13 protein-coding genes are annotated in these 13,325 nt (G+C 29.7%); all 13 read right to left on the bottom strand.

Features of this window, described 5'->3' with window-relative positions:
* Positions 1-41 precede the first annotated feature (41 nt).
* Entirely contained in the window at positions 42-659 is a 618-nt protein-coding gene (locus tag L1S46_RS16585; protein WP_171787523.1) for a hypothetical protein, read from the bottom strand.
* A 69-nt stretch (positions 660-728) separates the two neighbouring features.
* Entirely contained in the window at positions 729-2,171 is a 1,443-nt protein-coding gene (locus L1S46_RS16580) for a contractile injection system protein, VgrG/Pvc8 family (RefSeq protein WP_236896163.1), read from the bottom strand.
* 736 nt (positions 2,172-2,907) lie between these two features.
* Positions 2,908-3,117, bottom strand: a complete 210-nt coding sequence (locus L1S46_RS16575) for a hypothetical protein (protein ID WP_139355862.1) — start codon at positions 3,115-3,117, stop codon at positions 2,908-2,910.
* Positions 3,118-3,825: 708 nt separating this feature from the next.
* Positions 3,826-4,536, bottom strand: coding sequence for an MBL fold metallo-hydrolase (locus L1S46_RS16570; protein ID WP_012060539.1), 711 nt, complete (start codon positions 4,534-4,536; stop codon positions 3,826-3,828).
* Positions 4,537-4,607: 71 nt separating this feature from the next.
* On the bottom strand, positions 4,608-5,051 hold the full coding sequence (locus tag L1S46_RS16565; protein ID WP_012060540.1) for a hypothetical protein: 444 nt from the start codon (positions 5,049-5,051) through the stop codon (positions 4,608-4,610).
* Positions 5,052-5,062: 11 nt separating this feature from the next.
* The gene (locus L1S46_RS16560) at positions 5,063-6,742 is read right to left on the bottom strand and encodes a hypothetical protein (protein WP_238900452.1); all 1,680 of its coding nucleotides are present in this window, start codon (positions 6,740-6,742) and stop codon (positions 5,063-5,065) included.
* A 16-nt stretch (positions 6,743-6,758) separates the two neighbouring features.
* The gene (locus tag L1S46_RS16555) at positions 6,759-8,237 is read right to left on the bottom strand and encodes a phage late control D family protein (protein ID WP_238900451.1); all 1,479 of its coding nucleotides are present in this window, start codon (positions 8,235-8,237) and stop codon (positions 6,759-6,761) included.
* 25 nt (positions 8,238-8,262) lie between these two features.
* A complete protein-coding gene (locus L1S46_RS16550) occupies positions 8,263-8,628 on the bottom strand; it encodes a DUF4280 domain-containing protein (RefSeq protein WP_238900462.1) in 366 nt (121 codons plus the stop codon).
* 23 nt (positions 8,629-8,651) lie between these two features.
* Positions 8,652-9,179 carry a DUF1629 domain-containing protein gene (locus L1S46_RS16545; protein WP_238900450.1) on the bottom strand — a complete coding sequence of 176 codons (528 nt, stop codon included), beginning with the start codon at positions 9,177-9,179 and terminating at the stop codon, positions 8,652-8,654.
* 43 nt (positions 9,180-9,222) lie between these two features.
* The gene (locus L1S46_RS16540; RefSeq protein WP_238900449.1) at positions 9,223-9,822 is read right to left on the bottom strand and encodes a hypothetical protein; all 600 of its coding nucleotides are present in this window, start codon (positions 9,820-9,822) and stop codon (positions 9,223-9,225) included.
* 95 nt (positions 9,823-9,917) lie between these two features.
* Positions 9,918-11,342: a phage tail protein gene (locus tag L1S46_RS16535; protein WP_238900448.1), complete on the bottom strand. Its 1,425-nt coding sequence runs from the start codon at positions 11,340-11,342 to the stop codon at positions 9,918-9,920.
* On the bottom strand, positions 11,335-11,943 hold the full coding sequence (locus tag L1S46_RS16530; RefSeq protein ID WP_236896144.1) for a hypothetical protein: 609 nt from the start codon (positions 11,941-11,943) through the stop codon (positions 11,335-11,337). Before L1S46_RS16530 ends, L1S46_RS16535 begins: the two co-directional genes overlap by 8 nt.
* Positions 11,944-11,989: 46 nt before the next feature.
* The gene (locus tag L1S46_RS16525; protein ID WP_238900447.1) at positions 11,990-12,769 is read right to left on the bottom strand and encodes a hypothetical protein; all 780 of its coding nucleotides are present in this window, start codon (positions 12,767-12,769) and stop codon (positions 11,990-11,992) included.
* Positions 12,770-13,325 lie beyond the last annotated feature (556 nt).

The following is a 13,325-nucleotide window of genomic DNA, read 5'->3' as shown; positions in this document are numbered from 1 at the left end:
ACTTATTTTTATCAAATCTAAACTATAACTAAATTTTAGCTTTACCTAATTTTCATGAGCATCATAATTGCCTTCATTATAAGCTCCCAAGTCTTTATATCTCTTTCAAAGCAATTATAATTTCCAATTATCAATGTTCCTTTATGCTCTCTATAAAAAATCAAATTGTAAATATTTCCTCGTCCTGTAGGTGTCTTATAAGTTCCATAAAATATTTTTGAATGGCCTTCACCTAATTCTCCTTCTTCCATCCATTCTAGATAAAGATCCATATCTTTAAAATTCTTTTCCATGCCTTTCTTAAACTTAGCAAAACTTTGCTTTTGAGCTCCTTTATCTACATAAGCTAAAGTAAAACTCACTCCATCATTATCATTTACTAAGGCAGTATTTTTATCAGTATTTACTCTTTCTTCGAAATATGCTAGTGGTATTGGAATTTCTAACTTCTCACTTAAAAACATTTTTCTTTCAAATTTAAAGTTAGTATTATTTATATTTAAAGAGCCCTCATCTACTTGTTTCATTACTTCTTCAATAGTAAGCTTTCCTTCCTCTGAAATTAAATTTTCTTCTTCTGCTTCTTTTCTTTGCTGCTCTTCCTTTTCAAGCCTTTGCTGCATTTTTAATTTTGCTATTTTTTCATCTATGTTATCCATTGTTAATGCCTCCTTTTTTTAATAATTCTTCTTAAGCTTTTGATTTTCAAATTTCAAAACTCTCTGTTTCTATCCATTATTTTGAACTCTAGTTCCATTTACTAATATCTCATCCCCCTCTGATAATATAAGGTTACTTCCTGATTCAGATAAAATATCTACGCTTTGTGCAGCGCTGATTGTCATTTCATTTTCGGCTCTTAAAGAAAGGTTATTTGCACAAGCAATATTTATATTCTTCTGACCTACAACATCTACAGTTCCGTCATTATTTAAATTTATAGATGCTTGTCCTCCACTGCACGCTATAACTACTCCATTTGGAGTAAACTTAACTTCCTGTCCAGAACTAGTTTGCAAAGATTTATTATCAGGATTTGACATTCTATCATTCTCTGCTTCTGCTCCTGATTTTCCTTTATTAGTTCCTATTGCATTTACAACAAAGGCTTTGCTTTCATCTTTTGTTGGACAATTTAATCTTATTTTTTCTCCAACTTCAGGCATACAGTACCAGCCTCCACCATCAGGTGATGCCGCAACTGTAGCATATGGAAACCAATATGCAGTAGATATATCAGTATTGCTACTGATCTCAAGTTGAACTTTTACCTTATCTCTTTGAACTTCCAATATTGATCCATTAATTGAAATTCCTACTACATTCATATTATATAAGCGCTTTGATCTAAGACCACCTTTTGATCTTAATTCATATATATTTTCTAAATTACCGCCTTCCATTGAATACGTTGCTTTGCTTATATAAAATTGTCTACCATTAAAATCAAAATTTTCTCCAAGATTTAATATTTCTTGTGTTCTTATTTTATAAGTAATAAAATCTGTTTCTAATACTTCGGGTGCGTCATTATTTTTCACATCATTATATTCTTCAACTGCTTTAGAAACAGTGTAATTAATGATTTTTGTTTTTGGCTCCACATGTATTTCTGGTGCGCCAAAATATAAGTGAATATCCTTAAGTTCCATTTCACTTATAAGACTCTCATTATACCTGGACACTATACGCTTTAGAAATTCATAATCGGTTTCATTATATTGAAGTATAAATTCACCGATTGGCTCATTAGGAATATTGATGGTATAATTTGCATTAGGATATGATTTCATAACCTCATCTATAAGTTCATGCGTAGTCATATTTATATTTTGAAAATCTCTTTTTTTCTTCTCGATATCCATTGTATAATCAAGACTTTTAGCCTCAATAAACAATGTATAAACATAATTAATAACACTGATTTTTATGTTAGTTATAATGCCATTAAATAAAGAGAAATGTGAACCTTCCTTTTCATAAAATACTTCTATTGGTGTCCTCTCATCTGTGCTCTGAACACAGCTGTCCCTCATTTCATCATCTAGTATACACGTAAGACTTAATGTCACATGGTTATTTAAGCAATTTTGTATATACATCTCTTTTATAGATTTCACTTCATAAGTGGATATTCTTAAATTTTCATATGATATAAAATCATCTTTCATAAATACATACTTCCTCCTCTTTTTATTTTAATTATTATTACTTTTGCAGTTTGTATAAAAATGTTTGTTAAATTTTTTAATATATTATAACTTATAGTTAACTTGGATTATTTTTAATATTAGTTAACTTATAATTTTTATTTGAATGATATGTCGTAACATTCATTTTTTAACACCCCAAGGCAGATGATTTTTAATTTATCATCTGCCTTCTTCATTTGTATATTCATCTTTACTTATACTTAAAAATTCCTGTCTATGTTAGAAGTTCATTTGCGGTTTACTCCATAATATATATGGATAATTCATCTATCTGTATATACCAACAACTTTCAATAAAAACATTAGTAGCTAAGTAGTTGAAATTAATATCGCAAATATTTTTACATAAATATCTTTTTTTGCAACAAAAATAGCATGATATATAAACGCTATTAATATTCCAAATACTAGAAAATATTTAATTGTGCCAATCATTCTATCCAACTCTCTTTTCAAAATTCTGCCATTTTGTAAAAATACGTTCTCAAAACATAATTTTCAGAATAAAACCTAGAAATTTTTTAATTTTTTCTATTAGCATAATCTATTTGGGCTAGAGCATTTTCTACAAATGAATCTTTAAATTCAAAAATATCTTTTGAATTTATTGTATTGAATATTAATTTTTTTGTTGTCAACTTGTTGCTTTTGATCTTGGGGACTGCACATAAATTGCTTATCCTGCAATTTAATTTTATTTATTTTCCTTATATGAAATAATAACTTCAGCTATTAGGAAGAATAACATTAAGGCAGCAAAACTTCCACTCTCTAAATATATATCTAGTGTTTTATATTCCTTGTGCAATTGAGGATAACATTCCATTATTATGTATCCCACTGAAAGAGCACTACCTGCTACTAATAATAATATGACTCCAACTATACTTAATTTATTTCCCAATTTTTTTAGTTGCACTGTACATATAAACTGCTAATATAGTGCATAGCACTATAAGTATTATCCCTTGAATTATAACTGCCATGTTGCTATTTCCCATTAATTTAAAAATCACTTGTATGACTAAATGCAGACACAGCTATTATCCCCATATCTTTGCTTGTATTCTTATTCATACATACTACCTCACCTTCAATATTAGTGACCTTGAGCATGTCTCTAATAGCATTAACCAGTTGTAACTCTGCGTACCACTACAAAATAGTTCTATAAATTCATTATTTTTAATCACAAAATTTAATTCATTGAAACTTTTAATTCTAAGCCAAAACCCTAGAAAGACAATTGTTACAACCTTTACTGTGCCATACGTAGAATTCTTTCCTTAATTTGTTAACTTATTTAATCCATTTTCAATATGATAAACAGTCTTCATGTATTTTACTAATTTAGTAAAGCAATTTTTTCAATTATGAGACCTCATTTCGTTTGTTAGTTTGACAAAAATGAGGTTTTATAATGAAAATTTTCATAACTTGATACACTTTTAAAATTACTGCTGATATCAATAATGTATCATTTAGAGTCTACATCACTATTTATATTAATCTCTATTCATAACTACATAATAGATTTAATATTATACCTTAGTAAACTCCATAAATATTTTTACAATTAGATTAATAATAATTTTTTTATTATTTCTTAATATTATTCTTCATATATCTTAACAACATTAAATCCATTATTTTGAATTTCTTTTTCTTTTATATGCTTATCAAGATGCATACAATAAACCTTATTTCTAAGTTCTTGTGGAATTATCTCACAGAGTCTTCTCAATGATAAATGACTATTTCCTTCATAGTCTAATCCACACGTATCTTGATATATCCTATAAATTTGTCCGTTTTTCAGTTTCTCTAGTGCTATTTTACTTATGTCATTAGCATCACCGCTGTAATAAAATACTCTTCCATTTAATCTTATAGTAAATCCATATGCTGGTATTGTATCAACATGAGAAACTGGTAAAAATTCTATGCTGAACTCTCCAATTTGTGCATCATTCACCGCTATTCTCTCAAAACTATTAAGCTTATACATTTCAGCACTTATACCTATACTAGTAAGAAACCCTTCAATTAGTTGTTTTTTAGGAAAGAAAATAGTTACCCTACGTTTTAAAATATAATATGAATAAAATATTACCTCCCCAAGGCTTCCAACATGATCAGGATGTGTATGCGTTATGATAATATATAAATTTTCAAGTCCATCCAGCAAATTTAGTTCTTGCAACCTATGAAAAACAGTCCCTCCACAATCAATAAGAAGCAAACTATTATCCCTTTTTAAAAAAGCACTTGTATTTCCTTTTTCCGTATTAAAAGCACTCCCTATTCCAACAAATTTAAACATTTCCTCTCACTTTCTCCTAAATATATACTAGGTAAATAAAAAAGTTATATTATATTCTATAACACATATAATTAAGTTGTATATATACGTAAAAACTTATTTTTAAACTCTGAATTTTTGCTAAATCTTAAAAGCCATTGAAAAATATCAATATCCTCTTCTCTAGACCATGCATCAAAATCACTAAAAGGTTTTTTATATTCTAACTCTATCGCTTTTTTTCCATTAATATATGCCGTAAACTTCCCTTTGAGTCCCTCTTCCGACTGCTGAATAAAATCAAAATCATCATTTGTGATTACATATTGCTCACTATCCAAAAACAGAACTGGTCCTTCCTTACTCCCAACTAATCCCATAAACTTAACTGTACTATCCAATATTTCAGAGTATATTCCTTTTGACATAATTATACCATCTTTTTTTATCATTTCCTCAAATATGCCATTACACAAATCACATTTACACACTTTGTTATATTTCATTATATTCATAATATATTTTATATCTGACATATACTTACCTCCTATTGATTCTTCTTAATAAGCCACTCCTTAAAGTTTTGCAATAGTTTATCAACATTACCATTTGGTCTTTGAGATGATTTAATAATAGCTTCATAGACTTCATCCATGTTTTCACATTGTGAACTATACTTATTAACTAAAAAGTCAAATGATGCTCCTAGTTCATCTCCATATCGTTCCATATTAACTTCATATATATATTCCCTAAGAGCGTCTGGTGTCAAATTCTTATATTTTACCCCTAAATCTCTTCTTGCTTTATAAAGTGTTTCTGCAATCTCTTTCTGACTTAGTCCTTGAGCTCTAAGTTCTGCTTCATAATTACATAAGTTCTTAACAGCATTCTCATATTCTTGCCTTAATGGATGATTTTTGATTGAGCCACCTATTTCTTCTATTAACTCATCTATTTGATTCATAGAAAGTTTTCCAGCTTTAGCCGCCCCATTAGATACTGCTTCACTAGCAACTATTTTTGCTGAATTACTTCCAATAATATCAGCTGCTCCTGACATGCCAAGTGTTGCATTTGCCTGATCGTCCATTTCACGCTCAAATAACTTATCAAGTTCATCTGCACTTAATTCACTTACATCCTCGCCTTGTTCTGACATATATAATAGTTTATTTTGAAATGCAGCAACTGATATCGTAGAATATCTCGGATCATCTGCATACTTTTTTCCTGGTATTATTGTATCATACCACTTTGTAAAAGCTATATCTACATTTTTATCCCCTGTATCACAAGCCATTAATGTATCCGTTTCACCATCACTGTTCGCCAGAGAATCATCTTCTGCCTTATAATCCTTTATCCATTTACCATTATCATCTACATAATATTCATTAATCCAGGTAGCATGTGCCATAGACCCACCGCCATATAAATAGTACCAGTAACCTTTATCTTTCAACCAACCATTTACCACTTTATCATCCTTAAGAAAATACCAGTCATTATCTATATATCTCCAACCAGTCCCCGTAACCATTTTACCGCCATTATACACAAGATATCCTTTAACTTCTGTATCGCTAGCCATAGATCCTTGTGGATACAAATAGTACCAACCTTCACCATCATTTATCCAACCAGTTGCCATTTCTCCATCTGAATGTAAATAATACCAGAAGCCATTTACTTTTCTCCAGCCAGTTGCCATTTTCCCATCATCATCCATGTAATACCAGCTATCACCATACTTTACCCAGCCAGTTTTCATTTCCCCATCAGAATAATAATAATCTTCTCCTGAATAGTTATCTTTTAACCATCCTGTGCCACTAACTATTTTTCCATCATTATCTATATCAAAACCATTAATTGTATTATTATAAGTCATAGAACCGCCTGGATAATTAAAATAGTAAAAGTCATTTCCTATCTTATTCCATCCTGTTACGTTTCTTTCATGAGCCCCAACATAATACCAAGTACCGCTCTTGTCCTCTTCAGTATTTACCCATCTCTCATCCTTCACCTGTCTTCCATCTGGACCTAAATACTTCCCATCAACTTCCTTGCTCCATCCCATTGAGCCACCTGGCTTATTAAAATAGTATGTACTACCTTTTATATCTTTCCAACCTGTAGTAACTTCACCATCTTCATAATAATACCAGGTACCACTATTATCATCTTCAGTATTTACCCATCCATCTTGAGTATCACACATTATAATCCACCTCCCCTCATTCTTCAAAAGAAGCATAGGTTTCTCTGCTGCTTCCATTCATTATTACATTGTTTCCTTTAATGTAGAAATCACCTTCTATTGAAACTTTATGTGCTCCATTTCTTTTCATTAGTAATATCTGATTTTGGGCTTTTATTCTTACTCTCTTTTGTGTTTTGATTGTTATTTCTCCATCAGCATTTAATTTTAATTTCTTTGGGCTTTTAAGATGAATTCCTTTTTTATCATCAAAACTTATACTTGTATTTTTTATGCTTCCACTCTTTATACTTAATGTATCTGGAAGCATTGCTATTTCATTTCCACTTTCAGTCTGAAAGTATCTATTGGCTGGCTCTGCTGTTTGCGTGCATGAATCTCCATTTTTTCTTACGCATCCTGCGACTATTGGATTTTCAGTTTCTTCATTCGGAAAATAAAGTCTTGCACTTTCTCCAACTAGAGGCATTGAATACATTATGTTTACTGATAGCGGTGCATAATCAAACCAATGAGCTGTACCTTTATCTTGACTTTCGTCTATATTTAAATGAAGCTTCACCTTCTCATTCTTAACATCGATAACTTTTCCTTCTAACGTTAATCCTTTTATACTTTTATTGTAAATTATACTTTGCCATACTCCTTTGTCTCTGCATAGCTTGTACTTATAAAATATATCTTCCTTATTCTTATAAGCTTCGTATTCCCTTATATATAAATCCTTCTGTCTATAGTTAATTTTTGCACCTATTTCATAGATATCTTTTTTCTCTAGTTCATAATAGAAATAATCTGTATCATTATAGCCTGAGTCCTGCCCGCCTGCTTCGTAAAAGCTCTTAATATCTTTGTAAACATCATATTCTATATTATCATCTAATTCGTAGTTCTGATTATGAGAAATCCCAAAACTAAACATACAATTTAAATTTATTATGTCACAGTATAGTTCTGAATTTAATTCACTAGCTATTCTCTTTAGAAATTCCCAGTCACTTTCTTTATATTGAAATAGTGGTTTATCTATTTTTTTACCCTTCCCTACATTTTGATTGAAGGAAAAGCCTGAATAATCCTCTAATATTTCCTTTATAAGATCATCATAGGTCATTTTAACATTTTGAAATGATCTGCTCTTTTTCTTTATATCCAGTTTTGAACTTGATGTTAAAGCTTGAATCTCCAAATAATAAACAGAATTTACATTGGTTGTTTTAACTTTTTGAACTATTCCATAAAACAATCTTATACTATTACCTTCGTTAACTTCATTTATATCAACTGTTTCTTTATCTTTTGTATCTTTTTCTTCATAAACACATATTTCATCTTCTGCAGAGGCTTTTATAACAGAATCAAAATTTATACTTTCATCTATTAAACATTTTAAATATAGATACCCATGCTTATTAGGCTTATTTTCAATTTTTATATCTACTATCTTGATTAACTTATAAGGTGACTTTATTCTTAATTTATGAACTTCTCCCATCTGCTTTCCCCCTCTACACTTTTACTTAATCTTGTCCATCTGTAATGAATCTTATTATTCCTCCATATGCACATATTAAAATCGAAGCTGTAGTAAGTGCCGGTGCCCCTTCAATTAATGTGTCTTCCTTTGTATTCATCCACTTATTTAATACCATAACTTGACACCTTTTTGTTTTTTCATTACTACCATTAGACGGACAATTTCCTCTGCATATTCCAAACTCACTTATATTTGTGCCAATTACATTATCATTTTCAGTCATTATTGGGTTTCCTTTTGAATATGTACCATGACTCACAGGTAGATTTATTCTTTTTGTTTCAGTTCCCATATTGCATGCCATCATTGCTCCTCTGACTACATATGCAGTACCAATTTCCAACCTCATCATCTCCTATTTTAATTTTTCTCTTAATAATCAACTTCTAATCTTTTTAAGCACATTCCTCTAAATTCTCTTCTAAGTAGACTTTCTGCAAGATCTAGTCTTACCACTATTAAAGTCTTCTCACTTTCTTTTATCTTAAAGATTTTCTTTCCATTGATTTTCTCTTTATCTAATATGATTTTTTTTACTACCGTCCTATTTAAGTTTAATTCTGCTTTCTCACTTAAACATTCTATCTCTTGAAATATCGGCATATAATAGTTTTCCTGCTTCTTATGATATAAATTTATAAGAGGAATAGTTTTAAATAACATTTTCGGATCATATTTTTCAATTATTTTCTTCATTTTTTCAGAAATAAGAAATAAATTTCTATCAAGAATGTCTAAAAATTCGGTGTTTTCATTGCATTTAACATTAAATATACGAATATCCTCAATCTTATGTGCATTTAATAAATTTATATTTCTAACATCAATTCCTTTAAAAACATTTATTAACACTGGTGCATTTGTATATTCCTCATCCTGTTTTAATAAAAAATAATTCATATTCATTCCTTTCTACTATTCTTTAATTGTAACTACGGCCTAATTATGACTTTTTACTATTTATCTGAATTGCAGTATCCATATATTCACCTGCCATAATAACTATATCTTCTTTCTTCTCCATTTCTTTATATGAAGCACATTCTAAAAGCTCTTGTAACATACCTCTAATTATGTTTAATGCCAAACTATGATATTTATTTGCTTCTGCGAGCTTTATATCTTCTATATCCTTTTCTTTAATAGTTCTTAAATATTCTTTTTTCTTGTTCGAAAGCTCTTTCATATGTTTAAAAAGAGGTTCATAAATGAAATCCAATTCTATATTTATTGAACATTCTTCTTTATCTACAAACCACTTTTCATCATATAAATCAATTCTCCATTCTCCCTTATTTTCAAGAATACTTGTTCTAAGCATTGAAAAATAAATATATTTTATCTCTCCTTTTAAACCTTCTTTTTGAAGGAATACAGCTTCTTGGCATATAGAATTAAACTTTGAAGTCAATTTTTCTTTTATACTGTCTTTATTTTCATTATATTTTTCTAGAATATTTTTTAATTCTTCCTTATATCTATCAGCCACATATTTTTCCCGGAACTCTTTTAACACTTTATTTTTATCAGCTTTTATTATCATTTATTTAATCCTTGTGAAGTTTTTGTTAAACACGTGAAAATAAATAATATATGAAAATATATAAAACTTTTCTCTACTATTTTTTTCATTACGTCTTATTCTTGAACGTTCACTTTTCCTCCACTCATTGTTATATCATCTTTTATTAGCATACTTGCTCCAGCTTGGGTTAGCTTAATTCCTTTATGTCCTTTAATTTGTATATTAGCTCCGCCATTTATTTCTATGTCATCTTTAGCATCTAATATTATCTTTTTATTACTATTCACTTCTATTCCGCCATCATCGGTCATTCTCATTAGAAGATTTCCATTTCCAATTATTTCAACTGAACCTGGACTCATAACAATTTCCTTTCCATACTTCGTGCTTATACTCTTTACTGAAGGATCGCTTCGCTTACTATCATCGATTCCGTCATAGTGCATTGAACTCACTACGTATGCATTTTTTTCTTCGCTATCTTGGAAATACAATCTAACTACATCTTCAATTTCAGGCATACAGTACCAGCCTGTTCCATCTGGCTGTGAAAATATTGTTGCAAATTCGAACCACCGTGCACCTTTTCGTTCTTTTGGACTTCCATCTATCTCAAGTGAAATTTTGACTTTGTCCTTTTTAGTATCTAGAACTCTTCCTTGAAGAGAAATTCCTATCATTTTGTCATTATATACTCTTTTCACCTTCATGCCGTTTTCATCTCTTAATATATACTTATTGGTTATTACACCACTTTTCAATTCCGTTTCACAATTATAGACTAAAAGTTTTTTTCCTTTAAAATTCACTTGATTATATAATTTCATTAATTTATTAGTTTCTATTTCGTAACTTATCAAATCTAAGTCATCCAATCGATAGGCTTCATTAGCAGATTTATCACTATATTCTTTCAATCCCTTTTCTATAGAATAGTTAAATTCATCTATATTGTGGACTATTGCCTCTCCTGATCCACCTATTGAATATTTTATCCCTGACATCCTGCATTCTGGCACTAAAGCTACATTAAAATATGATGCTAATCTTTTTAAGAACTCCCAGTCAGTCTCTTTATATTGAACTATGAATTCATCTATTTTAGTTTGACTAGTAACATTATCGATCATCACTACATCGTTGTATCTATTATTTTTTTGCTTGAATATCTCTCTGTAAGTAAGCTTTTCATCTTGATATGAGCCACTAACTTTTCTTATATCCATTAAGAAGGTTTTACTTAATGCTTCTATCTCCAAATCTCTCACATCATTTTTCGCCTTTATTCCAATCTTGGTTAATAATCCATTAAATAAAATTATTGTATTTCCTTTATCATCCTTAAGTGATACATTAATAGTTTCCTGTGCTTCTGCTTCTTCAACATATTTATCTGCATTTTCATCACTTATGATTCCACTAATTAAAAGCTTTGAATGTTCATTTAATTCACTGATTATTTTAAGCTTTGTTATTTTCTGAAACTTATAAGGTTCTATTAAAATATCTCCTTGAGTATAAGTATATTCCTCACTCATTAGCTTTCGCCTCCTCATTCTCTTTCATTACTCTTATATTTCTAATAACTTGAAAAACGGTTTCTCTCCATTCACCATATTCCGCATACAGACACCTAAAATTCCCCATCAGTGTTTTTTCATCAAGTTCAAGAAAAAACATTAAATTGAATATAGGCCCGTCCATTGTATAACTTTTAAATTCAATAAAACCTATATTTTGGGAATCAACTTTTAATACTCCATCCTCGTAAAATACATCTATGGGATTAGTGTTTTTCATCCCCTCTTTCATTCCATCTTTTAATTCTTCAACCTTATTTTCATCTAAAATCCTGTCAATGATCTTTAGTGTTATGCAAATGTTTCCTTTTTCATCGCATTTTATTATGTCTGGTTCATTTTCTGATGGATACTTTAATTTTCTAGTTTCTAAAGGCATTTCTTCAAAGTCTTTTGGAATATATATTTTTAACTTATTATCAAAAAAGCACTTTTCTTCAAATTCATAATATCTATTTCCAATTTTGATAGGGTTACCATTGCAAATATTTCTTATCTCTTCTCTTCTTTCCATTTGATTTAAGAAGTCTAAAATCTTTTCGTCAACTCTCTCTAACATACTTCATCTCCCCCTATTCATTCCTATACTCAAATATTAACAATCCTTAATCTATAAGTATCTTTTTAAATCTTCCATTACCTCTGCGTCCATTACCTTTTGCTCCATCTTTAGCACTTCTTAATACTTCTAAAAGGTACAAGTATAAATCCTCATTATTATAATCTTTCACTTCAATATCTAGTTTGTTTACTAGATAACTTATTATTATTTCTTTTTGAATAGCGTCCTTGCTCTGAACACACATCATTGCAAATGATATATCCCAAGCTTCGCTTAAATTACACTCTAATAATTCTCTTCCAAATCTTCTTAAAATTTCAGGACTTAAGCTGCTATTTCCGTAAGCTGCATAAGGAGCATATATTGTATTTACTGTATCGTATTCTGTGCTTAAATCAATAAAATCTGTATGCTCTGCTCTAAGCTTTGCACCCGTTCTTAATTTAAACCTGCAAATTTCAATCTCATTTTCCTTAATATCTAACTTTTCATCTAGATAAATTTCCGTTGAATTTATTTTAAAATCACTATCTTGTATTTCAGGTAAGAATTTTATCTTTAAAAGCATAAGCTTATTATTACAGGTATATTCAACCTTTATATCTTCTTTTAAAAGATAAATTATATCTTGATATTTTATAATTCCTTCCAATATCTTTATGTAGTTATCAGAAACCTCTATCTCACACCCGCAGATTATTCCATTAGAATATCCCTTAATCCTCGCATCAAAAAATCCCCTCGGAAAATTTCTAAGCTCCTCCAGCATCTCTATCTTTAAAAGCCGTCCGATATTAAAAAGCGGATAATTATTTTGAAACACCTTTCTTCCCTCCTTTTCATACAACTCTCACAATCCATATCTTATAAGCAAATTCTTAAGCAAAGAACCCAAAAGTTATTATCTAAATTTTGTATTCGGTCAGCAGAACTTTCACTCAATGTACTTATGATTTGATGATGTTCGCTTACTCTATAAATATCCACCAAACACATTTGAGTCAAATTTTCTCAGATATTCTTATATTCTTATATTCTTAACTTCTAAAATTCTTAAGAATATATATGATAATATTCTTAAGAATATTTAAGACATCAAATATATTTTTCCGAAGTAGGCATTTGAAAATCTCGCTACTAAAAATATCTTCCTCTATAAAACCTCACCTATTCAGTACTAATTCCTACCCATCAAGTTCAGTCATATATCAGAAATATTGGTCATGCTTTTGTGTAGTGTTGCATCAGAAGATTTTAATGGCTGTGATTCCTGATTATAAGTTGTTCCAAAGATGCTTGTTCAAAGCTTGTCTTTGAAGCAAGCATTTTGGGTGCAACTTATAATCTTGGACTCACCCATTAAAATCTTCAGTAACCGG

It is taken from the genome of Clostridium sp. YIM B02500, from assembly GCF_022324665.1.
Lineage (GTDB): Bacteria > Bacillota > Clostridia > Clostridiales > Clostridiaceae > Clostridium > Clostridium beijerinckii.
This window is presented reverse-complemented; position numbering and strand designations above follow the sequence as displayed.

What these genes read in the sequence shown, in the direction of transcription:
- L1S46_RS16585 (WP_171787523.1), bottom strand. Translation starts at nt 659, where the DNA reads ATGGATAACATAGATGAAAAAATAGCAAAATTAAAAATGCAGCAAAGG.
- L1S46_RS16580 (WP_236896163.1), bottom strand. Translation starts at nt 2,171, where the DNA reads ATGAAAGATGATTTTATATCATATGAAAATTTAAGAATATCCACTTAT.
- L1S46_RS16570 (WP_012060539.1), bottom strand. Translation starts at nt 4,536, where the DNA reads ATGTTTAAATTTGTTGGAATAGGGAGTGCTTTTAATACGGAAAAAGGA.
- L1S46_RS16565 (WP_012060540.1), bottom strand. Translation starts at nt 5,051, where the DNA reads ATGTCAGATATAAAATATATTATGAATATAATGAAATATAACAAAGTG.
- L1S46_RS16560 (WP_238900452.1), bottom strand. Translation starts at nt 6,742, where the DNA reads ATGTGTGATACTCAAGATGGATGGGTAAATACTGAAGATGATAATAGT.
- L1S46_RS16555 (WP_238900451.1), bottom strand. Translation starts at nt 8,237, where the DNA reads ATGGGAGAAGTTCATAAATTAAGAATAAAGTCACCTTATAAGTTAATC.
- L1S46_RS16550 (WP_238900462.1), bottom strand. Translation starts at nt 8,628, where the DNA reads ATGAGGTTGGAAATTGGTACTGCATATGTAGTCAGAGGAGCAATGATG.
- L1S46_RS16545 (WP_238900450.1), bottom strand. Translation starts at nt 9,179, where the DNA reads ATGAATTATTTTTTATTAAAACAGGATGAGGAATATACAAATGCACCA.
- L1S46_RS16540 (WP_238900449.1), bottom strand. Translation starts at nt 9,822, where the DNA reads ATGATAATAAAAGCTGATAAAAATAAAGTGTTAAAAGAGTTCCGGGAA.
- L1S46_RS16535 (WP_238900448.1), bottom strand. Translation starts at nt 11,342, where the DNA reads ATGAGTGAGGAATATACTTATACTCAAGGAGATATTTTAATAGAACCT.
- L1S46_RS16530 (WP_236896144.1), bottom strand. Translation starts at nt 11,943, where the DNA reads ATGTTAGAGAGAGTTGACGAAAAGATTTTAGACTTCTTAAATCAAATG.